19 protein-coding genes are annotated in these 24,473 nt (G+C 61.1%); 17 read left to right on the forward strand and 2 right to left on the reverse strand.

All coding sequences use genetic code 11. The features are described 5' to 3' along the window. Window positions 1-101: 101 nt before the first annotated feature. Window positions 102-1,994 carry a methyl-accepting chemotaxis protein gene (locus AB4O12_RS23345; RefSeq protein ID WP_460059791.1) on the reverse strand — a complete coding sequence of 631 codons (1,893 nt, stop codon included), beginning with the start codon at window positions 1,992-1,994 and terminating at the stop codon, window positions 102-104. A 282-nt stretch (window positions 1,995-2,276) separates the two neighbouring features. On the opposite strand from AB4O12_RS23345, the gene AB4O12_RS23350 reads away from it, so the two are divergent. Together AB4O12_RS23350 and AB4O12_RS23355 are read left to right on the forward strand one after the other, a co-directional pair. Then, window positions 2,277-2,531, forward strand: a complete 255-nt coding sequence (locus AB4O12_RS23350; RefSeq protein WP_460059792.1) for a hypothetical protein — start codon at window positions 2,277-2,279, stop codon at window positions 2,529-2,531. A 29-nt stretch (window positions 2,532-2,560) separates the two neighbouring features. Next, a complete protein-coding gene (locus AB4O12_RS23355; protein WP_016772094.1) occupies window positions 2,561-3,130 on the forward strand; it encodes a lipocalin family protein in 570 nt (189 codons plus the stop codon). Between the two features lie 121 nt (window positions 3,131-3,251). On the opposite strand, the gene AB4O12_RS23360 is transcribed toward AB4O12_RS23355, so the two are convergent. Continuing rightward, window positions 3,252-4,616, reverse strand: coding sequence for a formimidoylglutamate deiminase (locus AB4O12_RS23360; RefSeq protein WP_305382024.1), 1,365 nt, complete (start codon window positions 4,614-4,616; stop codon window positions 3,252-3,254). 146 nt (window positions 4,617-4,762) lie between these two features. On the opposite strand from AB4O12_RS23360, the gene hutC reads away from it, so the two are divergent. From hutC to mdoH, 15 genes are all read left to right on the forward strand, one after another. After that, the gene (gene hutC / locus AB4O12_RS23365; RefSeq protein ID WP_162803449.1) at window positions 4,763-5,473 is read left to right on the forward strand and encodes a histidine utilization repressor; all 711 of its coding nucleotides are present in this window, start codon (window positions 4,763-4,765) and stop codon (window positions 5,471-5,473) included. Beyond that, window positions 5,470-6,042 carry a HutD/Ves family protein gene (locus tag AB4O12_RS23370; RefSeq protein ID WP_460059793.1) on the forward strand — a complete coding sequence of 191 codons (573 nt, stop codon included), beginning with the start codon at window positions 5,470-5,472 and terminating at the stop codon, window positions 6,040-6,042. Before hutC ends, AB4O12_RS23370 begins: the two co-directional genes overlap by 4 nt. Window positions 6,043-6,520: 478 nt before the next feature. Further along, on the forward strand, window positions 6,521-8,209 hold the full coding sequence (gene hutU, locus AB4O12_RS23375) for a urocanate hydratase (RefSeq protein ID WP_016772090.1): 1,689 nt from the start codon (window positions 6,521-6,523) through the stop codon (window positions 8,207-8,209). Between the two features lie 148 nt (window positions 8,210-8,357). Continuing rightward, window positions 8,358-9,830 (forward strand): purine-cytosine permease family protein, encoded by a 1,473-nt coding sequence (locus AB4O12_RS23380; protein WP_460059794.1) that lies wholly within the window; start codon window positions 8,358-8,360, stop codon window positions 9,828-9,830. Between the two features lie 71 nt (window positions 9,831-9,901). Then, the gene (locus AB4O12_RS23385; protein ID WP_130887639.1) at window positions 9,902-10,870 is read left to right on the forward strand and encodes an ABC transporter substrate-binding protein; all 969 of its coding nucleotides are present in this window, start codon (window positions 9,902-9,904) and stop codon (window positions 10,868-10,870) included. 70 nt (window positions 10,871-10,940) lie between these two features. Next, window positions 10,941-11,792, forward strand: coding sequence for an ABC transporter permease (locus tag AB4O12_RS23390; protein WP_016772087.1), 852 nt, complete (start codon window positions 10,941-10,943; stop codon window positions 11,790-11,792). Continuing rightward, window positions 11,789-12,619: a quaternary amine ABC transporter ATP-binding protein gene (locus AB4O12_RS23395; protein WP_016772086.1), complete on the forward strand. Its 831-nt coding sequence runs from the start codon at window positions 11,789-11,791 to the stop codon at window positions 12,617-12,619. Before AB4O12_RS23390 ends, AB4O12_RS23395 begins: the two co-directional genes overlap by 4 nt. A 184-nt stretch (window positions 12,620-12,803) precedes the next feature. After that, on the forward strand, window positions 12,804-14,327 hold the full coding sequence (gene hutH, locus AB4O12_RS23400) for a histidine ammonia-lyase (RefSeq protein WP_252879279.1): 1,524 nt from the start codon (window positions 12,804-12,806) through the stop codon (window positions 14,325-14,327). A gap of 116 nt (window positions 14,328-14,443) precedes the next feature. Next, window positions 14,444-15,976 (forward strand): histidine ammonia-lyase, encoded by a 1,533-nt coding sequence (gene hutH / locus AB4O12_RS23405; protein WP_236168193.1) that lies wholly within the window; start codon window positions 14,444-14,446, stop codon window positions 15,974-15,976. 244 nt (window positions 15,977-16,220) lie between these two features. Further along, window positions 16,221-17,426 (forward strand): imidazolonepropionase, encoded by a 1,206-nt coding sequence (hutI, locus tag AB4O12_RS23410; protein WP_460059795.1) that lies wholly within the window; start codon window positions 16,221-16,223, stop codon window positions 17,424-17,426. Window positions 17,427-17,436: 10 nt separating this feature from the next. Further along, window positions 17,437-18,240 (forward strand): N-formylglutamate deformylase, encoded by an 804-nt coding sequence (gene hutG / locus AB4O12_RS23415; protein ID WP_460059796.1) that lies wholly within the window; start codon window positions 17,437-17,439, stop codon window positions 18,238-18,240. Between the two features lie 174 nt (window positions 18,241-18,414). Next, window positions 18,415-19,386: a prolyl aminopeptidase gene (gene pip, locus AB4O12_RS23420; protein ID WP_056787286.1), complete on the forward strand. Its 972-nt coding sequence runs from the start codon at window positions 18,415-18,417 to the stop codon at window positions 19,384-19,386. Further along, on the forward strand, window positions 19,383-19,820 hold the full coding sequence (gene dtd, locus AB4O12_RS23425; protein ID WP_056787289.1) for a D-aminoacyl-tRNA deacylase: 438 nt from the start codon (window positions 19,383-19,385) through the stop codon (window positions 19,818-19,820). Before pip ends, dtd begins: the two co-directional genes overlap by 4 nt. 305 nt (window positions 19,821-20,125) lie before the next feature. Next, window positions 20,126-21,907 (forward strand): glucan biosynthesis protein G, encoded by a 1,782-nt coding sequence (locus AB4O12_RS23430; RefSeq protein ID WP_162098724.1) that lies wholly within the window; start codon window positions 20,126-20,128, stop codon window positions 21,905-21,907. Then, window positions 21,900-24,470: a glucans biosynthesis glucosyltransferase MdoH gene (gene mdoH, locus AB4O12_RS23435; RefSeq protein WP_056787293.1), complete on the forward strand. Its 2,571-nt coding sequence runs from the start codon at window positions 21,900-21,902 to the stop codon at window positions 24,468-24,470. Before AB4O12_RS23430 ends, mdoH begins: the two co-directional genes overlap by 8 nt. Window positions 24,471-24,473: the final 3 nt, after the last annotated feature.

Below are 24,473 nucleotides of genomic sequence, written 5' to 3' on the forward strand. Positions count from 1 at the left end.
AGTGCGGCTTATGCCGCTTTCGCGAGCAGGCTCGCTCCCACAATTGAAATGCATTCCACTGTGGGAGCGAGCCTGCTCGCGAGGAGGCCTGAGGCTGCAGCTTAGATCCTGAAGCTGCCGACCAGATGCTTCAACCGCGCCGCCTGCTGTTCAAGATCCGAACACGCGCGCAACGTCGCCTGCAAGTTCTCCACGCCTTCCTGATTCAGCGTGTTGATCTCGTTGATATCGACATTGATCGACTCGACCACAGCAGTCTGCTCTTCAGTCGCGGTGGCCACCGACTGGTTCATGCCGTCGATTTCGCCGATGCGCTGGGTCACGCTGCCCAGACGCTCGCCGGCTTGGTTGGCGATGCCGACGCTGCTTTCGCTCTCGCGCTGGCTCTCGGTCATGATGGTTACCGCCTGGCGTGCGCCGACCTGCAGCTCTTCGATCATCTTCTGCACTTGCTGCGCCGAATCCTGGGTGCGGTGCGCGAGGTTGCGCACCTCGTCGGCGACCACGGCGAAACCGCGTCCGGCCTCACCGGCACGCGCGGCTTCAATGGCGGCGTTGAGTGCGAGCAGGTTGGTCTGCTGGGAAATGCTGGTGATCACTTCGAGAATCTGGCCGATGTTCACCGTGTTGCTGTTCAGCGTTTCGATATTGCCGCAGGAATCGCTGATCTTCGCCGACAGTTGTTGCATGGCTTGGATGGTTTTATCCACCACCTGCTGGCCGTCGACCGCGAGGCTGCGCGCATCGCTGGAATGCTGCGAGGCGAGCGCGGCGTTCTGGGCGATTTCCTGAGCGGCGGCGCCGAGCTGATTGATCGCGGCGGCGACGCTGTTGGTGCGGCTGGCCTGCTGGTCGGAGTTGTACATCGACGAGTTCGAGGCAGCGACCACACGCAGGGCGACTTCGTTGACCTGGCCGGTGGCCGAGGACACTTCGCGGATCGACGTATGAATGCGTTCGACGAAGCGGTTGAACGACGTACCCAATGCGCCGAATTCATCGTTGCCGTGAATCACCAGACGTTTGGTCAGATCGCCTTCGCCTTCAGCGATGTCATGCATCGCACGGCCCATGGTCAGCAGCGGTTGCATCAGCACTCGAATCAGCATGCCGAGCAGGCCGATGATGATCAACACGGCGATGACCATGGCGATCAGTGCCGAGGTGCGGAATTCGCTGAGCATCGAGAACGCGGTGTCTTTGTCGAGCACCAGCGCCACGTACCAGTCAGCCGATGGCACGCCGTTGACGTGGGTGAATGAGATCAACTGGGTCTTGCCGTCGAACTCGACTTCTTTCAGGCCCGGGCTGACTTTGGGCGCACCGTTCGGATAAGCCTCGGCCAGTGTTTTGAGCACCAGCTTGCTGTCCGGGTGAATCAGGATTTTCCCTTCGGCGCTGACGATGAACGCATGACCGTGGCCGCCGAAGTTCAGCGAGTTGATGATCGCGCTGACGCTGGTCAGATCGATGTCGGCTCCGGCGACGCCGAGCATTTGGCCCTGACGCTGCACCGGCGTGGCAACGGTGATCACCAGTTTGCCCGACGAAGCGGCGATGTACGGTTCGGTGACGATAGTCTGCTGCGCGCTGTTGGCCGCTTTGTACCAGCCGCGCGCGCGTGGATCGTAGTCCGGCGCACGGTTGCCGGCCGGCACCGAGAACATCACGCCGTCAGCGCCACCGAAATAGCTGAGCTGGAAATTGCCGGTGTAGGCGGGCAGGTCGATGATGCGCTTGAGGCTGGCGGGCGCGTTGCCGTCGACGGCGACTTGCTGCGACAGCGATTGCAGCAGTTGAATGCGACTTTCCAGCCAGGTCTGGATGTTGCTGGTGGTCAGGCTGCCCAGTTCCTGCATGGTCGCTTCGGTGCTGCTGCTCAAGGCCTGACGCTGGCGATAGTCGTTGAAGAGGATGAAACAGGCGAACGCAACGGCCACCACAAGGGCAGCAGCCAGCAAAATCTTGTGGCTGAATTTCATGTTTCTGGTCATCGAATGAACTACCGCGAAGGGGCTGGTCAGGAAAGGGCGGCAATTTGCCATATTCGGCAGCGTTGCGCTGCTCTTATTTTCGACCGCGCCGCGCCAAAGATTAGGCGTTTGCAGGGAAAGTCGACGAAATGCTCGACGGCTTCACAAAGTTTTTGATTTACCGACAAAAGCCGGACGGGCGGGCTGATAAATAGGCGTTCGGTCACGGAACCAGATGACACTTTTCTCTTCTAAGCTTCTGGTTGGCACCATGCCATCCCCCCTCGTTCCAGGAGTTTCACCATGTCGCTGCGATCTATCGCCCTGCTGTCGTTTTGCGTGCTGTTGGCCGCATGCAGCAAGGTCAATCAGGAAAACTACTCCAAGCTCTCGGCCGGCATGGCCAAGTACGAAGTGGAAACCCTCCTCGGCAAGCCCACCGATTGCTCGGGCGCGCTCGGTATGTCCAGCTGCACCTGGGGCGACAAGAACAGCTTTATCAGCGTGCAATACGCCGGTGACAAAGTGCTGATGTTTTCCGGCCAAGGCCTGAAGTAAACCGGGGCTTCGCGCCCACGGAGAAAAAAATGAAGCGGTTATTGCTGATCCTTTTTGCTGGCCTGGTACTGGCTGGCTGCGCCACTTCCGGCGTCGACCCGTTGGCGCCCAAGACCGTCAACAGCGTCAATCTCAAGCGTTATCAGGGCACCTGGTATGAACTGGCACGCTTGCCGATGTACTTCCAGCGCCACTGCGCGCAATCCGAAGCCCATTACACCCTCAAGCCTGACGGTAATGTCGGCGTGCTCAACCGTTGCCTGACCCCGGAGTGGCAGTGGGAAGAAGCCAAGGGCACGGCTTATCCACAAGTGCCGGGCAAGACCGACAAGCTCTGGGTCGAATTCGATAACTGGTTCTCGCGCCTGGTGCCGGGTGTGGCGAAGGGCGAGTACTGGGTGTTGTACGTGAGCGACGATTACAAGACCGCCATCGTCGGCGATCCGAGTCGCAAGTACCTGTGGCTGCTGTCACGCACACCGACCGTCAACGGTGTAGTGCGTGAAGAATTGCTGAGCAAGGCGCGTCAACAGGGTTACGACACCACACGCCTGATTTGGCGGGCGTCGGATCGGCAGATGGCCAAGACTTCCAATTAAGCCGCTATACAAATCAAATGTGGGAGCGAGCCTGCTCGCGAAGAGGGTGTATCAGTCGACATGAATATTGACTGATACACCGCGTTCGCGAGCAGGCTCGCTCCCACAGTTTGGTTTTGGGTCAGCCCAAGAGATCGCGCAGGACCTGGGTGAAGGCTCGGGCGCTTTCCTCTTCGCCAGCATGCCGGCCATCGCGCACCACCCATTGACCATTGACCAGCACATCGCGCACCTGGCGATCGCCGCCGGCGAACAACCAGCGATTGAGAATCCCGTCGCCATTGGCCGTCGCCAGATACGGATCGTTGCCATCGAGGACAATCCAGTCCGCGCGCTTGCCCACTTTCAGCGCACCAATCGGTTGCCCCAACGCTTGCGTGCCGCCGTCCAGCGCGGCGTCATATAGTGTGCGACCGACCATTGGCTGCTGCGCGCCATACAAGCGATTGCGCCGCTGATCACGCAGGCGTTGGCCATATTCCAGCCAGCGCAACTCTTCCACCACGCTCAGCGACACATGGCTGTCGGAGCCAATGCCCATGCGCCCGCCCTGGGCAAGAAAGTCCACCGCCGGGAAAATCCCGTCACCCAGATTCGCTTCAGTGGTCAGACACAGCCCGGCGATCGCGCGACTGTTGGCCATCAGCGTGACTTCTTGCGGGTTGGCGTGGGTGGCGTGGACCAGACACCAGCGCTGATCGACTTCAGTGTTCTCGTACAGCCATTGCAGCGGACGACGACCGCTCCAGCTCAGGCAATCGTCGACTTCCTTTTGCTGTTCGGCGATGTGTATGTGCACCGGGCATTGTTTGTCACTGGCCGCCAACACTTCGCTGATTTGTTGTGGCGTCACCGCCCGCAGCGAGTGGAAACACAGGCCCAGCGATTGCGCCTTTTGCTGCGCCAGTAATGGCTGCAACCGCGCTTGCAGATTCAGATAGTTCTCGGTGCTGTTGATAAAGCGACGCTGGCCATCGTTTGGCGTCTGCCCGCCGAATCCGGAATGACTGTAGAGCACTGGCAGCAGGGTCAGACCGATGCCGCTTTCGCTGGCGGCCTGGCTGATACGCAAAGCCAGTTCGGCAGGATCGGCATACGGCTGGCCGTTGCTGTCGTGGTGCACGTAGTGAAATTCGGCGACCGAGGTGTAACCGGCCTTGAGCATTTCGATGTACAGCTGACGGGCGATGATGCCGAGCTGATCCGGGCTGATTTTTCCGACGAGGCGGTACATCAGATCGCGCCAGGTCCAGAAACTGTCGTTGGGGTTGCCGGCCACTTCGGCCAGTCCAGCCATGGCACGCTGGAAGGCGTGGGAGTGCAGATTTGGCATCCCCGGCAGTAACGGCCCGCGCAGCCGCTCGGCTTCGTCTGCGCTGGAATCGGCCTGGATTCGGGTCAACAGGCCATCGGCGCTGACCTCGAGACGTACATTGTTGGCCCATCCGTTAGGCAGCAGTGCGCGTTCGGCAAAGAAGGCGGACATCGTTCGGCACCCCATCGTGTGTTATTTGTATATACATATACAGACGTTTGCCTGCCCGGTAAACTCCGGCAAGCTAGTCACTTTCATCCAATGAACAGGGATCAACCGTGCCGACTCCGCCTCCAGTTTCTCCGTTGGCCGCGAACATGGGCGACAGTCCGGCGCCTTTGTACGCCCGCGTCAAACAGATGATCACCCAGCAGATCGACAGCGGTAACTGGCCGCCGCACTACCGCGTACCGTCGGAAAGCGAATTGGTCAGCCAGCTCGGCTTCAGCCGCATGACCATCAACCGCGCCCTGCGCGAGATGACCGCCGACGGCCTGCTGGTGCGCATGCAAGGTGTGGGCACGTTTGTCGCCGAGCCGAAGAGCCAGTCCGCGCTGTTCGAAGTGCACAACATTGCCGACGAAATCGCCTCGCGCGGCCATCGCCACACTTGCCAGGTCATCACCCTCGAAGAAGAGGCCGCCGGTTCCGAACGCGCGCTGGCGCTGGATATGCGCGAAGGCCAGAAGGTCTTCCACTCGCTGATCGTGCACTACGAAAACGACATTCCGGTGCAAATCGAAGACCGTTTCGTCAACGCTTTGGTCGCCCCGGAATACCTCAAGCAGGATTTCACTCTGCAAACGCCCTACGCCTATCTCAACCAGGTCGCGCCGCTGACCGAGGGCGAGCACGTGGTCGAAGCGATTCTTGCCGAGCCGTCGGAGTGCAAGTTGCTGCAGATCGAAAAGGGCGAGCCGTGCCTGCTGATTCGTCGGCGTACGTGGTCGGGGCGTCAACCGGTGACGGCGGCACGTTTGATCCACCCCGGTTCCCGCCATCGTCTGGAAGGGCGCTTTCATAAATGAATTATCAAGTGAAGGTTCTACGCGCCGAAGGCTACCCGCGCATGCCGTGGAAAAACGGCGGCGGCAGCACCGAGGAAATCACCCGTGATGCCGGCGCTGGCCTGGACAGTTTCGGCTGGCGCCTGTCAATTGCCGACATCGCCGAATCGGGCGGTTTCTCGACATTCGCCGGTTACCAGCGAGTGATCACCGTGTTGCAGGGCGACGGCATGACTCTGTGCGTCGACGGTGACGCTACCCGTCCACTGTTACCCTTGGACCCGTTTGCTTTCAGCGGCGAAAGTCAGGTGTCCTGCACCTTGCTCGGCGGTGCGATTCGCGACTTCAATCTGATCTACGCGCCGCAACGTTACAGCGCGCGATTGCAGTGGCTGGACGGTGAGCAGCGGTTTTTCAGCTCGGCATCGACGCTGCTGGTGTTCAGTGTCAGTGAGCGGATGGACGTGAGTGTTGGCGACGGCGTTTCGCAGCTCGGTCGGCATGATTGCCTGCAGCTGGACGGCAACAGTGGGCTGGTCGAAGTCTCTACCAACGCCGCATGCTGCGTGATCGAACTCCTCCAGAACTGAACACACCCCTGTGGCGAGGGGATTTATCCCCGCTGGGTCGCGAAGCGGCCCCATTCCTGATTTAAAAAAGCGGTCTGCTGCGCAGCCCAGCGGGGATAAATCTCCTCGCCACAAAAGCCATCCCCACTCTTGTTTCCCCTTCCGCGCACCAACTTGTTACCGAACGCCCCAGCGTGGCGCAAAACCACGCTGTCGTAGCCAATCCCAACCTCCCCAAAATAACTGCGAAGAAAATTTCATTCACGCCAGAACCCTCGATTCAGGCGCTCTCCAGCCCTACCCCTGATTTTTCCTGAACACTCCTCCAGCAAGTTGGCCGCTTGATTGCATATGCTTGTATGTACAAGTAAAGACGTATGCGTATGAGTCGTCCGAGACTCTCCGCAGCGTCCACTGATTCGCTTGTCGCGCAGCACAGCGCGCAGGCTGCTGCCCACTGCCAGGGTTGGTTTGAATTGATCGCTGAGGAGTCTTTTTCGTGACTGACAATACCCAGAACAGCAACAAGTTTCGTGACGTGCAGATCCGCGCCGCACGCGGTAACACGCTGACCGCCAAGAGCTGGCTGACGGAAGCGCCGCTGCGCATGTTGATGAACAATCTCGACCCGGAAGTCGCCGAGAACCCGAAAGAATTGGTGGTCTACGGCGGTATCGGTCGCGCCGCACGCAATTGGGAGTGCTACGACAAGATCGTCGAGAGCCTGACCAACCTGAATGACGACGAAACCCTGCTGGTGCAATCGGGCAAGCCGGTCGGCGTATTCAAGACTCATAGCAACGCGCCGCGCGTGCTGATCGCCAACTCCAACCTGGTGCCGCACTGGGCGAGCTGGGAACACTTCAACGAACTCGACGCCAAAGGCCTGGCCATGTACGGCCAGATGACCGCCGGCAGCTGGATCTACATCGGCAGCCAGGGCATCGTTCAGGGCACCTATGAAACCTTCGTCGAAGCCGGGCGCCAGCATTACAACGCTGACCTCAAGGGCCGCTGGGTGCTCACCGCCGGCCTCGGTGGCATGGGCGGCGCGCAACCGCTGGCCGCCACCCTGGCCGGCGCCTGCTCGCTGAACATCGAATGCCAGCAGGTCAGCATCGATTTCCGCCTGAAGAGCCGTTACGTCGATGAGCAAGCCAAAGACCTCGACGACGCTTTAGCGCGTATCGACAAATACACCAAAGAAGGCAAAGCGATTTCCATCGCTCTGCTCGGCAACGCGGCGGAAATCCTCCCGGAACTGGTCAAGCGTGGCGTGCGCCCGGACATGGTCACCGACCAGACCAGCGCCCACGATCCGCTCAACGGTTACCTGCCGGCCGGCTGGAGCTGGGACGAATACCGCGCCCGCGCCAAGACCGAACCGGCCGCTGTGATCAAAGCCGCCAAGCAGTCGATGGCGGTGCACGTCAAAGCCATGCTGGAGTTCCAGAAGCAAGGCATCCCGACCTTCGACTACGGCAACAACATCCGTCAGATGGCTCAGGAAGAAGGCGTCGAAAACGCTTTCGATTTCCCGGGTTTCGTGCCGGCCTACATCCGTCCGCTGTTCTGCCGTGGCATCGGCCCGTTCCGTTGGGCGGCGCTGTCGGGTGATCCACAGGACATCTACAAAACCGACGCCAAGGTCAAAGAGCTGATCCCGGACGACGCGCATTTGCACAACTGGCTGGACATGGCCCGCGAGCGCATCAGCTTCCAGGGTCTGCCGGCACGTATCTGCTGGGTCGGTCTGGGCCAGCGCGCCAAGCTCGGTCTGGCCTTCAACGAAATGGTCCGTAGCGGTGAGCTGTCGGCACCGGTGGTGATCGGTCGCGACCACCTCGACTCCGGCTCGGTGGCCAGCCCGAACCGCGAAACCGAATCGATGCAGGACGGCTCCGACGCCGTGTCCGATTGGCCGCTGCTCAACGCACTGCTGAACACCGCCAGCGGCGCGACCTGGGTCTCATTGCATCACGGCGGCGGTGTCGGCATGGGCTTCTCGCAACATTCGGGGATGGTGATCGTCTGCGACGGTACCGATGAAGCCGCCGAGCGCATCGCTCGCGTGCTGCACAACGACCCGGCTACCGGCGTCATGCGCCATGCCGATGCCGGTTACCAGATCGCCATCGACTGCGCGAAAGAGCAGGGGCTGAATCTGCCGATGATCACTGGCGGGTAACACGCTCTGGTTTTATGTGGGAGCGAGCCTGCTCGCGAAGGCGTCGTGTCAGTCGCTACTGCTGTGCCTGATACACCGATTCGCGAGCAGGCTCGCTCCCACAGAGGAATTTCAGTGAACCCGAATAGCAATCCACAGAGGTTGAATCATGGCGGTTAACAACGAACGTGCAGGCAGTACTCCGTTGATCGAAAGGCGTTCGATCGACTACATCCCGGAAGCGGAAAGACACGGTCGTCTGTTCAGTCAGTTCACCCTGTGGATGGGCGCCAACCTGCAGATCACCGCGATCGTCACCGGGGCCTTGGCCGTGGTGCTCGGCGGTGATGTGTTCTGGTCGCTGATCGGTCTGTTGATCGGTCAGTTGCTCGGCGGTGGTGTGATGGCGCTGCATGCCGCGCAGGGACCGAAACTGGGCTTGCCGCAGATGATCTCCAGTCGTGTGCAATTCGGCGTTTATGGCGCTGCGATTCCGATCGTGCTGGTGTGCCTGATGTACCTCGGCTTCACCGCCACCGGAACGGTGCTGTCCGGGCAGGCGCTGGGTCAGTTGTTCGGTGTCAGCGACAGTGTAGGCATCCTGATTTTCGCCAGCATCATCGTGCTGGTCACAGTGCTTGGCTACCGGGTAATCCACTGGATCGGCCGCGTCGCCAGTGTGATTGGCGTGATCGCTTTTGTGTTCCTGTTCTGGCGGCTGATGAGCCAGACCGACGTCGGTGCACTCCTGCAAATCCGCCACTTCAGCTGGAGCAGCTTTCTGCTGGCGGTGTCGTTGGCGGCGTCCTGGCAGATCGCTTTCGGCCCGTATGTGGCGGACTATTCACGCTACCTGCCGAGCACCACTTCATCGGTGAAAACCTTTTTCGCCGCTGGCGCAGGTTCGGTGATTGGCGCGCAAGTCGCGATGGTTCTCGGTGTATTTGCCGCCGCGTCGGCCAACGGTCAATTCGCTGGCCATGAAGTCGCCTACATCGTCGGCCTCGGCGGTACCGGCGCCACTGCCGCGCTGCTGTATTTCAGCATCGCGTTCGGCAAGGTGACCATCTCGACGCTGAACTCTTACGGCAGCTTCATGTGCATCGCCACCATCATCAGTGGCTTCAAAGGGCACCTGACGGTTACCCGCATGCAACGGCTGGTGTTCGTGCTGTTCATCGTCGGCGCGGCAACCCTGATTGCCCTGCTCGGGCAGCACTCGTTCCTCGGTGCGTTCAAGTCGTTCATCCTGTTTCTGCTCGCCTTCTTCACCCCGTGGAGCGCGATCAACCTGGTCGACTACTACTGCATCACCCGCGAGCGCTACGACGTGCCGGCGCTGGCCGACCCGAATGGCCGCTACGGTCGCTGGAACCTGCTCGGCATCAGCGTCTATGTGTTCGGTGTGCTGGTGCAGTTGCCGTTCATCTCCACCAAGTTCTATACCGGGCCGCTGGTGGCCGCCCTCGGTGATGTGGACATTTCCTGGATCATCGGCCTGGTTCTCCCGGCTGCCGTCTATTACTTCTGCGCAAAGAAATGGCACAGCACCGTGCCCGATCGCCTGATTCTGCCGGTCGAGCAGAACAGCACCCAACAAGCAAAAACGAGCGGGGCCGGTCGCGCTGCGGCGCAGGCCTGATCTGGACGTGGACCAGGCTGGATGCCTCTTGAACTGCCGTAAGCCCATTCATGATTAGGAGCGTCACGACAATGAAATCGAACAAGACCCTGCTGACCACATTGCTGTCCATGGGCCTGTTGGCCAGTGCCGGTGCGACGCAAGCCGCCGGCTGGTGCGAATCGGGCAAACCGGTGAAATTCGCCGGGCTGAACTGGGAGAGCGGCATGCTCCTGACCGACGTGCTGCAAGTGGTGCTGGAGAAAGGTTACGGCTGCAAGACCGACAGCCTGCCGGGCAATTCCATCACCATGGAAAACGCCCTGAGCAGCAACGACATTCAAGTGTTCGCCGAAGAGTGGGTCGGCCGTAGCGAGGTCTGGAACAAGGCCGAGAAGGCCGGCAAGGTCATCGGTGTCGGCGCGCCAGTGGTGGGTGCTGTCGAAGGCTGGTACGTGCCGCGTTACGTGATCGAAGGCGACGCCAAGCGCAAGCTCGAGGCGAAGGCCCCGGACCTGAAAAACATCGCTGATCTGGGCAAGTATTCCGCCGTGTTCAAGGATGCCGAAGAGCCGTCCAAGGGCCGCTTCTATAACTGCCCGGCCGGTTGGACCTGCGAGCTCGACAACAGCGAAATGCTCAAGAGTTATGGCCTGGAAAACAGTTACACCAACTTCCGCCCAGGCACAGGACCTGCGCTGGATGCGGCGGTGCTGTCGAGCTACAAGCGTGGCGAGCCGATCCTCTTCTACTACTGGTCGCCAACGCCGCTGATGGGCCAGATCGATGCAGTCAAACTGGAAGAGAAACCCGGCGTCGACAAGACCGTGAGCATCAAGGTCGGCCTGTCGAAAACCTTCCACGACGAAGCCCCGGAACTGGTCGCCGTGCTGGAAAAGGTCAACCTGCCGATCGACCTGCTCAATCAGAACCTCGGCCGCATGGCCAAGGAACGCATCGAGTCGGCAAAACTGGCGAAAATCTTCCTCAAGGAACATCCTGAAGTCTGGCACGCATGGGTGAGCGACGACGCAGCCAAGAAAATCGACGCGGCCTTGTAGGTCAGGTTTCCCCGGCTGCCAGCCACGGCAGCCGGACGCTTGATCGCAACCCCTTGATTGAGAGTCCCTTATGTTTCCCGAAAGCTTTACCTTTTCCATCGCCGACTGGGTCAACGGTTGGGTCGATTCGCTGGTGACCAACTACGGCGACGTGTTCCGGCATATCTCCGACACGCTGTTGTGGGCCATCGTCAGTCTCGAAGGTTTGCTGCGTGCGGCGCCGTGGTGGTTGATGCTGGCAATCGTCGGTGTCATCGCCTGGCACGCCACGCGCAAAGTCGTGACCACCGCCGTGATTGTCGGTCTGTTGTTTCTGGTGGGCGCGGTCGGCCTCTGGGACAAACTCATGCAGACCCTGGCGCTGATGATGGTCGCGACGATCATTTCGGTGCTGATCGGCATCCCGCTGGGGATTCTCTCGGCACGCAGCAATCGTCTGCGTTCGGTGCTGATGCCGCTGCTCGACATCATGCAGACCATGCCGAGTTTCGTTTACCTGATTCCGGTGCTGATGCTGTTCGGCCTGGGCAAGGTGCCGGCGATTTTCGCCACGGTGATCTACGCCGCGCCCCCGCTGATTCGCCTGACCGACCTTGGTATTCGCCAGGTCGACGGCGAAGTCATGGAAGCGATCAATGCCTTCGGCGCCAACCGCTGGCAGCAACTGTTCGGCGTGCAACTGCCGCTGGCCCTGCCGAGCATCATGGCCGGGATCAACCAGACCACGATGATGGCCCTGTCGATGGTGGTGATCGCCTCAATGATCGGCGCCCGCGGCCTCGGTGAAGACGTGCTGGTGGGGATTCAGACCCTTAACGTCGGCCGAGGTCTCGAAGCCGGGCTGGCGATCGTGATTCTCGCGGTGGTCATCGACCGCATTACTCAAGCGTACGGTCGGCCACGCCACGAGGTGAGCAAATGAGCAACGCAAGCGTGAGCAAGATCGAAGTGCGCAACGTCTTCAAGATTTTCGGCAACCGCGCCAAGGATGCGCTGGCCATGGTCGGCCAGGGCAAGAGCAAGGACCAGGTGCTCAACGAAACCGGTTGCGTGGTCGGCGTTAATGACTTGTCGCTAAGTATCGGCACTGGCGAAATCTTCGTGATCATGGGCCTGTCCGGCTCGGGCAAATCCACCCTGGTGCGCCACTTCAATCGCCTGATCGATCCTACCAGCGGGGCGATTCTGGTCGATGGCGAGGACATCCTGCAGTACGACATGGACGCCCTGCGCGAATTTCGCCGACACAAGATCAGCATGGTGTTCCAGAGCTTCGGCCTGCTGCCGCACAAAACCGTGCTCGATAACGTCGCCTACGGCCTGAAAGTACGTGGCGAAAGCAAGCAGGTCTGCGCCGAACGCGCGCTGCACTGGATCAACACCGTCGGCCTCAAAGGCTACGAAAACAAATACCCGCACCAGCTCTCCGGCGGCATGCGTCAGCGCGTCGGCCTCGCCCGTGCATTGGCGGCGGACACCGACATCATCCTCATGGATGAAGCATTCAGTGCGCTGGATCCGTTGATCCGCGCCGAGATGCAGGACCAGTTGCTGGAACTGCAAAAGACCCTGCACAAAACCATCGTCTTCATCACCCACGACCTCGACGAAGCCGTGCGCATCGGCAATCGCATCGCGATTCTCAAGGATGGCCGGTTGATCCAGGTGGGCACGCCAAGAGAGATCCTGCATTCACCGGCCGATGAGTATGTCGACCGGTTCGTGCAGCGGCGCGCGGCGGTGGTCTGAGACTGAGTGGCCGTTGTGGCGAGGGGATTTATCCCCGTTCGGCTGCGAAGCAGTCGTAAAACCGGCCACTGCGGTCTGTCTGACGGATTTGCGGGCATGGTTTGGGGCGGCTTCGCCACCCAACGGGGATAAATCCCCTCACCACTGGGTTACCGGCATCAACAGAATTGGTATGAGGTTTTAGATGTCCCAGGCTGAAAAAATCGTTATCACAGGCAGCCCTCTGCGTTGGCAGGACGTGGTCGCCGTTGCCCGGCACGGTGCGCCACTGGAACTGTCCAGCGAAACCTGGGCGCGCCTCGATAACGCTCAGGCCATCGTCCAGCGCATCGTCGCCAGCGGCGAGCGCGCCTATGGCGTCAACACCGGTCTGGGCGGTCTGTCCAACGTCTCGCTGCAGGACGAACAGCTCAGCCAACTCTCGCGCAACACCTTGCTCAGCCATGCCTGCGGTGTCGGCCCGGTGCTCAGCGACGAGCAGACCCGCGCGATCATCTGCGCTGCTGTTCACAACTACAGCCACGGCAAGTCCGGCCTGCATCGGCGTGTGGTCGAAGGGCTGCTGGCGCTGCTCAATCGCGGCATCACCCCGCAGGTGCCGTCGCAGGGTTCGGTGGGTTACCTGACGCACATGGCGCACATCGGCATCGCGCTGCTCGGCGTTGGCAATGTCAGTTATCGCGGGCAGATCATTTCGGCGCAACAGGCGCTGGCCGAAGAGGGCCTGCAACCTGTGCAGCTCGGCGCGAAGGATGGCTTGTGTCTGGTCAACGGCACGCCTTGCATGACCGGCCTCAGTTGCCTGGCGATAGCTGATGCTACGCGGCTGTTGCAATGGGCCGATGTCATTGGTGCGATGAGTTTCGAAGCCCAGCGCGGCCAGATCGATGCGTTCGATGCCGAGATCATTGCGCTCAAGCCGCATCCGGGCATGCAGCAGGTCGGCGAAAATCTGCGTGCATTACTCGATGGCAGCCAAGTGATCGCCGCAAGCAAAGGCATTCGCACTCAGGACGCGCTGAGCATTCGTTCGATCCCGCAGGTCCACGGCGCCGCGCGTGATCAACTCGCGCATGCGATCAAACAGGTCGAAGCCGAACTCAACGGCTGCACCGACAACCCGTTACTGCTGGGCACACCGGACAATTTCCGGGTGATGTCGCAGGCCAACCCGCACGGTCAATCCGTGGCGATGGCTGCGGATCTGCTGGCGATTGCCATGGCTGAAATCGGCTCGATCGCCGAGCGCCGTCTGGACCGTTTGGTCAATCCGCACGTCAGCGGTCTGCCGGCGTTTCTGGTGGCCAATCCCGGGGTCAACTCGGGGATGATGATCGTGCAATACGTCGCCGCCTCGCTGTGTGCGGAAAACCGTCAATTGGCGCAACCGGCGGTACTCGACAACTACATCACCTCGGGCCTGCAGGAAGATCACCTGAGCATGGGCACCAACGCCGCGCTGAAGCTGCATCGCGCGCTGGAAAACTGCACGCAGATCCTCGCGATTGAATACCTGCTGGCGGCGCAGGCGTTTGAATTCCTCAAGGAACAGCGCTTTGGCGTGGGCACTGACCGCGCGTGGAAACTGCTGCGCGAAACGGTCCCCGCCTACGATCAGGATCGCTGGCTGGCGCCGGATATCGCTGCCGCTGCGACCGTGCTGAAAGACCCGAATCTGCCGCACAACGTTCTACCGAATTTGCACTGACAACTACCCATACCAGCGTGCCAAGGCGTGGATCGTTCACAAGACGAGAAACGACGGATAACGGAATGCTCCGGAGCGACTGGTAGTTAATAACAATGCCTGACAGGAGCATTTTAATGACTGCGCTGAACCTGATCCCCGGCCAACTGAGCCTGGCCCAACTGCGTGACGTCTATCAGAACCCGGTCACACTGACCCTCGACAACAGCGCCAGCGCGCAGATCGAGGCCAGCGTCGCCTGCGTCGAACAGATCCTCGCCGAGAACCGCACCGCCTACGGCATCAACACCGGTTTCGGCCTGCTGGCCTCGACGCGCATCGCCAGCGAAGACCTGGAAAACCTGCAGCGTTCGCTGGTGCTCTCGCACGCTGCCGGCGTCGGCCAGCCGATCAGCGATGACCTTGTGCGACTGATCATGGTGCTCAAGGTCAACAGTCTCAGCCGTGGTTTTTCCGGCATCCGTCGGCAGGTGATCGATGCGCTGATCGCGCTGATCAATGCCGAGGTCTATCCGCACATTCCGCTGAAAGGTTCGGTCGGTGCGTCGGGGGATCTGGCGCCGTTGGCGCACATGTCGCTGGTGTTGCTGGGCGAGGGCAAGGCGCGCTACAAGGGCGAATGGCTTGAAGCCAGCGAAGCACTGAAAGTCGCCGGCCTGGCGCCGCTGACTTTAGCGGCTAAAGAAGGTCTGGCGCTGCTCAACGGTACTCAGGTTTCCACAGCGTTTGCCCTGCGCGGTTTGTTCGAAGGCGAAGATCTGTTTGCCGGTGCAGTGGCGCTGGGCAGTCTCACCGTAGAAGCCGTGCTCGGTTCGCGCTCGCCGTTCGACGCGCGCATTCATGCCGCGCGTGGGCAGAGAGGGCAGATCGATGCCGCTGCGGCCTACCGCGATCTGCTCGGTGAGCGCAGCGAAGTCTCTGCCTCGCATCAGAACTGCGACAAGGTCCAGGACCCGTACTCGCTGCGCTGCCAGCCGCAAGTCATGGGCGCCTGCCTGACCCAGTTCCGCCAGGCCGCTGAAGTGCTGGCGGTCGAAGCCAACGCGGTTTCCGACAACCCTCTGGTATTCGCCGCCGAAGGCGACGTGATTTCCGGCGGCAACTTCCACGCCGAACCGGTGGCCATGGCCGCTGACAACATGGCCCTGGCCATCGCTGAAATCGGCTCGCTGAGCGAACGCCGCATCTCGCTGATGATGGACAAGCACATGTCGCAACTGCCGCCGTTCCTGGTGGCCAATGGCGGGGTGAACTCCGGTTTCATGATCGCTCAGGTCACCGCTGCGGCGTTGGCCAGCGAAAACAAGGCGTTGTCCCATCCACATTCGGTGGACAGCCTGCCGACCTCGGCCAACCAGGAAGATCACGTATCGATGGCCCCGGCGGCGGGCAAGCGTCTGTGGGAAATGGCCGAGAACACTCGCGGCATTCTCGCCGTGGAGTGGCTGGCGGCGGTGCAGGGCCTGGATCTGCGCAACGGTCTGAAGACCTCGCCGAAGCTGGAACAGGCGCGGGCGATTCTGCGCAAGCAAGTGCCGTTCTATGAGAAGGACCGATTCTTTGCCCCGGACATCAATGCGGCGACTGAATTGCTGGCGTCGCGGTGTCTGACCGAGCTTGTTGCTGGGCAGTTGTTGCCTAGTTTGTAAGCGCTTTACGGGGAGATTTGTATTGTTAGTGAAATCGATCCCCCTCACCCCAGCCCTCTCCCCCAAGGGGGAGAGGGGGAAGGGAGCCGATCTTCATTGTTTTCGCAACGTGAGTTCGGCTGAGAAATTTCAGGTCGGCATATCTCGACAGAACAACACGGTCAGTCCCCTCTCCCTCTGGGAGAGGGCTAGGGTGAGGGGCTTTTGAGGCTGCTCACCATACAAACCCAAACGGAGGCCAACAGTGAAAACCCTCTGGCAACACTGCCACGTCGCAACCATGGCCAACGGCGCCTATTCGATCATCGAGGATGCGGCGATCGTGACGTCCGGCACGCTGATCGAGTGGATTGGCCCACGCACTCAATTGCCATCCGGCGAATACCCGGCGGTCAATGATTTGCAGGGTGCGTGGGTCACCCCCGGTCTGATCGACTGCCACACCCACACCGTGTTCGGTGGCAACCGCAGCGGCGAGTTCGAGCAGCGCCTGCAAGGCGTCAGCTATGCCGAGATCGCCGCGCAGGGCGGCGGCATCGCCAGCACCGTGCGCGCCACTCGCGAAGCCACTGAGGACGAGTTGTTCGCCAGCGCCGCCAAACGCCTGAAAAGCCTGATGCGCGACGGCGTGACCACGGTGGAAATGAAATCCGGCTACGGTCTCGATCTGGCCAACGAGCGCAAGCTGCTGCGGGTCATCCGGCGCCTGGCCGAAGAGCTGCCGATCAGCGTCCGCAGCACTTGCCTGGCGGCGCACGCGTTGCCGCCGGAGTACAAGGATCGCGCCGACGATTACATCGATCTGGTCTGCGAGCAGATGCTTCCGGCCCTCGCCGCCGAAGGTTTGGTCGATGCCGTGGATGCGTTCTGCGAATACCTGGCGTTTTCGCCGGAGCAGGTCGAGCGGGTCTTCGTCGCCGCGCAACAACTCGGACTGCCGGTGAAGCTGCACGCCGAGCAATTGTCCTCGCTGCATGGTTCCAGCCTCGCCGCACGCTACAAAGCCTTGTCCGCCGATCACCTGGAGTTCATGGACGAGGACGACGCGATCGCCATGGCCGCTGCCGACACCGTCGCCGTGCTGCTACCGGGCGCGTTCTACTTTTTGCGCGAAACCCAGTTGCCGCCGATGGAAGCGCTGCGCAAGCACAAGGTGAAAATCGCCATCGCCAGCGACTTAAATCCCGGCACCTCGCCAGCGCTGTCGTTGCGCCTGATGCTGAACATGGCCTGCACCTGTTTTCGCATGACTCCGGAAGAAGCCCTGGCCGGTGCGACCCTTCATGCCGCGCAGGCGATGGGCATGGCGCAGACCCATGGCTCGCTGGAGGTCGGCAAGGTCGCTGATTTCGTGGCGTGGGACATCGAGCGTCCAGCGGATCTGGCCTATTGGCTCGGTGGCGATCTGGACAAGCGCGTCGTGCGTCACGGCGTCGAATCGAATTTCTAGGAGGGCGGTTGTGGACAAGGTTCTGAGTTTCAAACAAGGTCGCGTGCCGCTGCTGATCAGCATGCCCCACGCCGGCGTGCGTCTGACCCCGGCGGTCGAAGCCGGGTTGATCCCCGTCGCGAAGAGTTTGCCGGACACCGACTGGCATATCCCGCAGCTCTACGATTTTGCCGAGGAACTGGGCGCCAGCACCCTGGCTGCCGAGTATTCGCGTTTCGTCATCGACCTCAACCGGCCGTCCGACGACAAGCCGTTGTATGCCGGGGCGACCACCGGGTTGTATCCGGCGACGTTGTTCGACGGCATTCCGTTGTTTCAGGAAGGTCTGGAACCGTCGAAAGAGGAGCGCGCAACATACCTGGAGCAGATCTGGACGCCGTACCACCGCACCTTGCAGGAGGAACTGGCGCGACTGAAAGCCGAATTCGGTTACGCGCTGTTGTTCGATGCGCACTCGATCCGCTCGCTCATCCCGCACCTGTTCGACGGCAAACTGCCAGACTTCAACCTCGGCACGTTCAATGGCGCCAGTTGTGATCCGCAACTGGCGAGTCAACTGGAAGCGATCTGTGCGCAGCACGCGCAGTTCACCCATGTGCTCAACGGTCGCTTCAAGGGCGGGCACATCACCCGCCAGTACGGCGATCCGGCGCAGAACATCCACGCCGTGCAGCTGGAACTGTGCCAGTCCACCTACATGGAAGAGTTCGAACCGTTCCGCTACCGCGCTGACCTGGCCGAGCCGACGCGGGTGGTGCTCAGGGAATTGCTGCAGGGCTATCTGGCCTGGGCAAAATCTCACTACAGCGCCTAACCCCTGTGGGAGCGAGCCTGCTCGCGAAGGCGTCCGTTTGATCGTTCCCACGCAGAGCGTGGGAACGATCAGGCCCCGGAGCATGCTCATTGACGCAAATCGGGTTTATGATGCCCAACGGCAGAATAATACGAGTCCCCCCAGGGATGACCTCGACCCCTTACGGAGCGCGCAATGCAGACTTTGTTTCCGCAGATCAAACCCCACGCCCGGCACGATCTGGCTGTCGATGACACCCATACGCTGTACGTCGATGAAAGCGGCTCGCCGGAAGGATTGCCGGTTGTATTCATCCACGGTGGCCCCGGCGCCGGCTGCGACGCCCAGAGCCGACGCTATTTCGATCCGAATCTGTATCGCATCGTCACCTTCGACCAGCGCGGCTGCGGTCGCTCCACCCCGCACGCCAGCCTGGAAAACAACACCACCTGGGATCTGGTCGAAGACCTTGAGCGCATCCGCAAACACCTGGGCATTGAAAAATGGGTGCTGTTCGGCGGCTCCTGGGGTTCGACCCTGGCGCTGGCCTACGCGCAAACCCACCCGGAGCGCGTGCACGGTCTGATTCTGCGCGGGATTTTCCTCTGCCGTCCGCAGGAAATCGAATGGTTCTATCAGGCCGGCGCCAGCCGTCTATTCCCGGATTACTGGCAGGACTACATCGCGCCGATCCCGCTGGACGAGCGCGACGACCTGCTCAGCGCTTTCCACAAACGCCTGACCGGCAACGATCAGATCGCCCAGATGCATGCAGCGAAGGCTTGGTCGACTTGGGAAGGGCGCACCGCGACCCTGCGGCCGAACCCGCTGGTGGTCGATCGTTTCTCCGAGCCGCAGCGCGCGCTGTCGATCGCGCGGATCGAATGCCACTACTTCACCAACAACGCCTTCCTTGAGCCGAACCAGCTGATCCGCGACATGGGCAAGATCGCTCATCTGCCCGGCGTGATCATTCACGGTCGCTACGACGTGATCTGCCCGCTCGACAACGCCTGGGAATTGCACCAGGCCTGGCCGAACAGCGAATTGCAGGTGATCCGCGACGCCGGCCACGCTGCGTCCGAGCCGGGCATCACCGATGCGCTGGTGCGCGCGGCGAGCAAAATGGCCCAGCGCCTGCTCGACTTGCCACTCGAAGAAGCATGAAGGCGCTGTTACAACGCGTAAGCGGCGCGCGGGTAGAGGTCGCCGGCGAGGTAGTCGGCGCAATCGATCAGGGTTTGCTCGTGCTGGTCGCGGTAGAACCCGACGATACGCGTACCAGCGCCGACAAACTTCTGCATAAGCTGCTTAACTATCGAGTATTCAGTGACGCCGAGGGCAAGATGAATCTGTCCCTGGCGGATGTGGGTGGCGGGTTGCTGCTGGTCTCTCAGTTCACACTTGCCGCCGACACCAAAAGCGGCCTGCGCCCGAGCTTTTCCACGGCCGCACCGCCGGCACTGGGTGAGGAATTGTTCGACTATTTATTGAGCCAGGCGAAACAGGTGCATGGCACTGTGGCATCAGGTAGATTCGGCGCCGATATGCAGGTGCACCTGGTCAACGATGGCCCGGTTACCTTTTTGTTACAGACCTGACAGTGCCTGAAACACCTTTTTCGGAAATTTCGACTGTTTTTAGGCTGTTTTCGCGATAAATACTTTGTTACCCCTGATGCGTTGTCATCCGGGCTACTAGATAATCGCGCGCTGCGGGGATCGACATTCGTTGATCCGTTTTGACTTAGGTAGAGACTTGTCTGGATCCGATTGGGGAATCATTTTGCCCCGGCGGAGTCGGAACAATGCTCGCCAACCTGGCATAAAGATAGCTGGCCGTTGGTTTATTGATCTGTTTTCGGCGAGGGTTGCTCGTGATTGTTAGTCCCTGTAATGCAGCAAAAATGTCTGCCAAACGCATGCGAAGTGCTCTGGTAGCGGGTTCGGCGCTCCTGTGCCTGCTCAGCGCCGGTCAGCTTTGGGCGTTCAATCTTGACGACGTATCGGCCAAGGCCAAAGAGCTGGCCGGGCAGAAGTTCGAAGCCCCGCGCAGCAACCTGCCGAACGAATTCCGCGAAATGAAGTTCGCGGACTACCAGAAGATCCGCTTCCTCACCGAAAAGGCTGAGTGGGCCGATCAGAAGACGCCGTTCAAGCTCTCCTTCTATCACCAGGGTATGCACTTCGATACACCGGTGAAAATCAACGAAATCACCACCAATACCGTCTCGGAGATCAAATACGATCCGAGCCGCTTCGATTTCGGCGACCTGAAATTCGATCCGAAAGCCACCGAGCAACTGGGTTACGCCGGTTTCCGTGTGCTGTACCCGATCAACAAGGCCGACAAGCAAGACGAGATCATGACCATGCTCGGCGCGAGTTACTTCCGCGTCGTTGGCAAAGGCCACACCTACGGTCTGTCGGCCCGTGGTCTGGCGATCGATACCGCGCTGCCGTCGGGTGAAGAGTTCCCGCGTTTCCGCGAGTTCTGGATTCAGCAGCCCAAGCCGGGCGACAAGCACCTGGTGATCTTTGCGCTGCTGGATTCGCCGCGTGCCACCGGTGCCTACCGTCTGATCCTGCGTCCGGGCAGCGACACCATCGTCGACGTCAAGGCGCAGATGTTCCTGCGTGACAAGGTCGGCAAACTGGGCATCGCGCCGCTGACCAGCATGTTCCTGTTCGGCGCCAACCAGCCGTCGAAAGTCCTCAACTACCGTCGTGAACTGCACGACTCCAGCGGTCTGTCGATCCATGCCGGCAACGGCGAGTGGATCTGGCGCCCACTGAACAACCCGAAACATCTGGCTGTGAGCAACTTTAGCGTCGAGAACCCGCGTGGTTTCGGTCTGCTGCAGCGTGGCCGTGATTTCAGCCACTACGAAGACCTCGACGACCGCTACGACAAGCGCCCAAGTGCCTGGATCGAGCCGAAGGGCGAGTGGGGCAAGGGCACTGTCGATCTGGTAGAGATTCCGACCGCTGACGAAACCAACGACAACATCGTTGCGTTCTGGAGCCCGGAAAAAATGCCGGAGCCAGGCCAGCCGCTGGACTTCGCCTACCGTATGCACTGGACCATGGACGAAGCAGCACTCCATGCGCCGGACAGCGCCTGGGTGGCGCAGACCCTGCGTTCGACCGGTGACGTCAAGCAATCGAACCTGATCCGTCAGCCCGATGGCAGCGTGGCCTATCTGGTCGACTTCGAAGGCCCGTCGCTGGCGGCCCTGACGCCGGATGCCGACGTGCGCAGTCAGGTCAGCGTCGGTGACAACGCCGAACTGGTCGAGAACAGCGTGCGCTACAACCCGGAAACCAAGGGCTGGCGTTTGACCCTGCGGATGAAGATCAAGGATCCGAGCAAAGCGACCGAAATGCGTGCCGCCCTGGTTCAGCCGGTAGTCACCGCAGATCTGGGCAAATCGGTCCCGGCCTCCAACTCGTCGGTCGCCAAGGCTGACAAGGTTGCCGCCAAGCAACAGGAAAAACTCGACAAGGAAGCCAAGGCCGCCGAAGCCAAACAGGCTGAAGCCAAGCCTGCAGCCGACGCCAAGGACAAGGCCAACAAAGACGCCAAGCAGCCAGTCGCTGCCGACGCGGCCCCAGCCACACCGGAATCGGCGCCGACTGAAGAAGTCCTGACCGAGACCTGGAGCTATCAGTTGCCTGCCGATGAGTAATTCACCAGTACAGCCAGAGACTCTGTCCGAGTATCTGGCGCATCTGCCGATGACCGACGAGCAACGCGCGGAACTCGCGGGTTGCCAGTCGTTCAGCGAGCTGCATGAGCGCCTGTCGTCCTCGACATTCGACGCCCCTGCCGAAGCCGCCCAGGCTTCGGTGGGCAAGCGCCTGACCCTGAGCACTGCCGAAGAACTGGCCGAAGCGGAAATGCTGGTGCTCGACGCCAGTGGTCGGGTCAGCCTCAAGGCGACCCCGCCAATCCGCCGCACCAAGGTCGTGCCGGAGCCATGGCGCACCAATATTCTGGTGCGTGGCTGGCGCCGTCTGACCGGGCGCACCAACCCGCCGCAGCCGCCGAAGGACGCCAACGTCCTGCCGGCCGCGCGCTGGCGCACCGTCGGCTCGATCCGTCGCTACATCCTGTTGCTGCTGATGCTCGGCCAGACCATCGTTGCCGGTTGGTACATGAAAGGCATCATGCCGTACCAGGGCTGGTCGTTCGTCGATCTGGAAGAAGTCCTGCATCAGCCGCTGCTGCAAACCGCCACGCAAGTGCTGCCGTATGCGCTGCAAACCAGCATCCTGATTCTGTTCGGGATTCTGTTCTGCTGGGTATCGGCCGGTTTCTGGACCGCACTGATGGGCTTCCTCGAGTTGCTCACCGGCCACGATAAATACCGTATTTCCGGGAAAAGCGCCGGTAACGAGCCGATTCCCAAAGACGCGCGTACTGCGCTGGTAATGCCGATCTGCAACGAAGACGTGCCGCGTGTATTCGCCGGTCTGCGTGCGACGTTCGAATCGGTAGCGGCCACCGGTGATCTGGATCGCTTCGACTTTTTCGTTCTCAGCGACAGTAACGACACCGATATCTGCGTCGCCGAGCAGCAGGCCTGGCTGGACGTCTGCCGCGAAGCCAAGGGCTTCGGCAAGATCTTCTATCGCCGTCGTCGCCGTCGTGTGAAGCGCAAGAGCGGCAACCTCGACGACTTCTGCCGTCGTTGGGGCGGTGACTACAAGTACATGGTCGTGCTCGACGCCGACTCGGTGATGAGCGGTGAGTGCCTGACCAGTCTGGTGCGCTTGATGGAAGCCACGCCGGACGCCGGGATCATCCAGACCGCGCCGCGTGCGTCGGGCATGGACACCCTGTATGCGCGCATGCAGCAGTTCGCCACCCGTGTGTACGGCCCGCTGTTTACCGCCGGTCTGCACTTCTGGCAGTTGGGTGAATCCCACTACTGGGGTCACAACGCGATCATCCGCATGAAGCCGTTTATCGACCACTGCGCTCTGGCGCCGTTGCCGGGCAAAGGCGCGTTCTCCGGTGCAATCCTTTCCCACGACTTCGTCGAAGCTGCGCTGATGCGCCGTGCCGGTTGGGGCGTGTGGATTGCCTACGACCTGCCGGGCAGTTACGAAGAGTTGCCGCCGAACCTGCTCGACGAGCTCAAGCGTGACCGTCGCTGGTGCCACGGCAACCTGATGAACTTCCGCCTGTTCCTGGTCAAGGGCATGCACCCGGTGCACCGCGCGGTGTTCCTCACCGGCGTGATGTCCTACCTGTCGGCGCCGTTGTGGTTCTTCTTCCTGGTGTTGTCGACCGCGCTGCTGGCGGTGAACACGCTGATGGAGCCGCAGTACTTCCTCGAACCGCGTCAGCTCTATCCGCTGTGGCCGCAATGGCACCCGGACAAGGCCATCGCGCTGTTCTCGACGACCATCGTGCTGCTGTTCCTGCCGAAGCTGTTGAGCATCATCCTGATCTGGGCCAAGGGCGCGAAAGAGTTCGGCGGCAAGTTCAAGGTGACTCTGTCGATGCTCCTGGAGATGCTGTTCTCCATGCTGCTGGCGCCGGTGCGGATGATTTTCCACACCCGCTTCGTCCTCGCCGCGTTCCTCGGTTGGGCCGCGACCTGGAACTCGCCGCAGCGTGACGACGACTCGACGCCATGGAGCGAAGCGGTCAAGCGCCACGGTCCGCAGACGTTGCTGGGCTTCTTGTGGGCGCTGCTGGTGATCTGGTTGAATCCGAGCTTCCTCTGGTGGCTGGTGCCGATCGTCGGTTCGCTGATGCTGTCGATCCCGGTCTCGGTGATCTCCAGCCGTGTCGGCCTTGGTCTGAAGACCCGTGACGAGAGCCTGTTCCTCATCCCTGAGGAATACAATCCGCCACAGGCCTTGCTGGCAACCGATCAGTACACCCACGAAAACCGCTATCACGCCCTCAACGACGGCTTCGTCCGCGCCGTGGTCGATCCTCAGCAGAACGCCTTGGCGTGCTCGCTGGCGACCTCGCGTCACGGCCAGGCCGAGCCGATCGAGTGGCTGCGTCAGGAACGCGTGCGTCACGCGATCAAGGTCGGCCCGGCCGGGCTGAACAACCATGATCGCCTGCAACTGCTTAGCGACCCTGTCGCACTGGCACGCCTGCACGAGCAGGTCTGGGCCGAAGGGCTTGCCGAATGGCTCGATGCCTGGCGCGCTTCGGTGAAAGCCGATCCGCATGCGCCGTTGCTGCCGCTGCGACCGGTGAGTTTGCAGGCTCAGCCGGCCTGATAA

This window comes from Pseudomonas sp. S2_A05, from assembly GCF_054668485.1.

Coding starts and splice junctions, on each gene's coding strand:
- AB4O12_RS23360 (WP_305382024.1), bottom strand. CDS start 4,616: ATGTCCGCCTTCTTTGCCGAACGCGCACTGCTGCCTAACGGATGGGCC.
- hutH (WP_252879279.1), top strand. CDS start 12,804: ATGTCCCAGGCTGAAAAAATCGTTATCACAGGCAGCCCTCTGCGTTGG.
- AB4O12_RS23430 (WP_162098724.1), top strand. CDS start 20,126: ATGTCTGCCAAACGCATGCGAAGTGCTCTGGTAGCGGGTTCGGCGCTC.
- AB4O12_RS23385 (WP_130887639.1), top strand. CDS start 9,902: ATGAAATCGAACAAGACCCTGCTGACCACATTGCTGTCCATGGGCCTG.
- AB4O12_RS23390 (WP_016772087.1), top strand. CDS start 10,941: ATGTTTCCCGAAAGCTTTACCTTTTCCATCGCCGACTGGGTCAACGGT.
- AB4O12_RS23345 (WP_460059791.1), bottom strand. CDS start 1,994: ATGACCAGAAACATGAAATTCAGCCACAAGATTTTGCTGGCTGCTGCC.
- dtd (WP_056787289.1), top strand. CDS start 19,383: ATGAAGGCGCTGTTACAACGCGTAAGCGGCGCGCGGGTAGAGGTCGCC.
- hutH (WP_236168193.1), top strand. CDS start 14,444: ATGACTGCGCTGAACCTGATCCCCGGCCAACTGAGCCTGGCCCAACTG.
- AB4O12_RS23350 (WP_460059792.1), top strand. CDS start 2,277: ATGTCGCTGCGATCTATCGCCCTGCTGTCGTTTTGCGTGCTGTTGGCC.
- AB4O12_RS23355 (WP_016772094.1), top strand. CDS start 2,561: ATGAAGCGGTTATTGCTGATCCTTTTTGCTGGCCTGGTACTGGCTGGC.
- AB4O12_RS23380 (WP_460059794.1), top strand. CDS start 8,358: ATGGCGGTTAACAACGAACGTGCAGGCAGTACTCCGTTGATCGAAAGG.
- mdoH (WP_056787293.1), top strand. CDS start 21,900: ATGAGTAATTCACCAGTACAGCCAGAGACTCTGTCCGAGTATCTGGCG.
- AB4O12_RS23370 (WP_460059793.1), top strand. CDS start 5,470: ATGAATTATCAAGTGAAGGTTCTACGCGCCGAAGGCTACCCGCGCATG.
- pip (WP_056787286.1), top strand. CDS start 18,415: ATGCAGACTTTGTTTCCGCAGATCAAACCCCACGCCCGGCACGATCTG.
- AB4O12_RS23395 (WP_016772086.1), top strand. CDS start 11,789: ATGAGCAACGCAAGCGTGAGCAAGATCGAAGTGCGCAACGTCTTCAAG.
- hutC (WP_162803449.1), top strand. CDS start 4,763: ATGGGCGACAGTCCGGCGCCTTTGTACGCCCGCGTCAAACAGATGATC.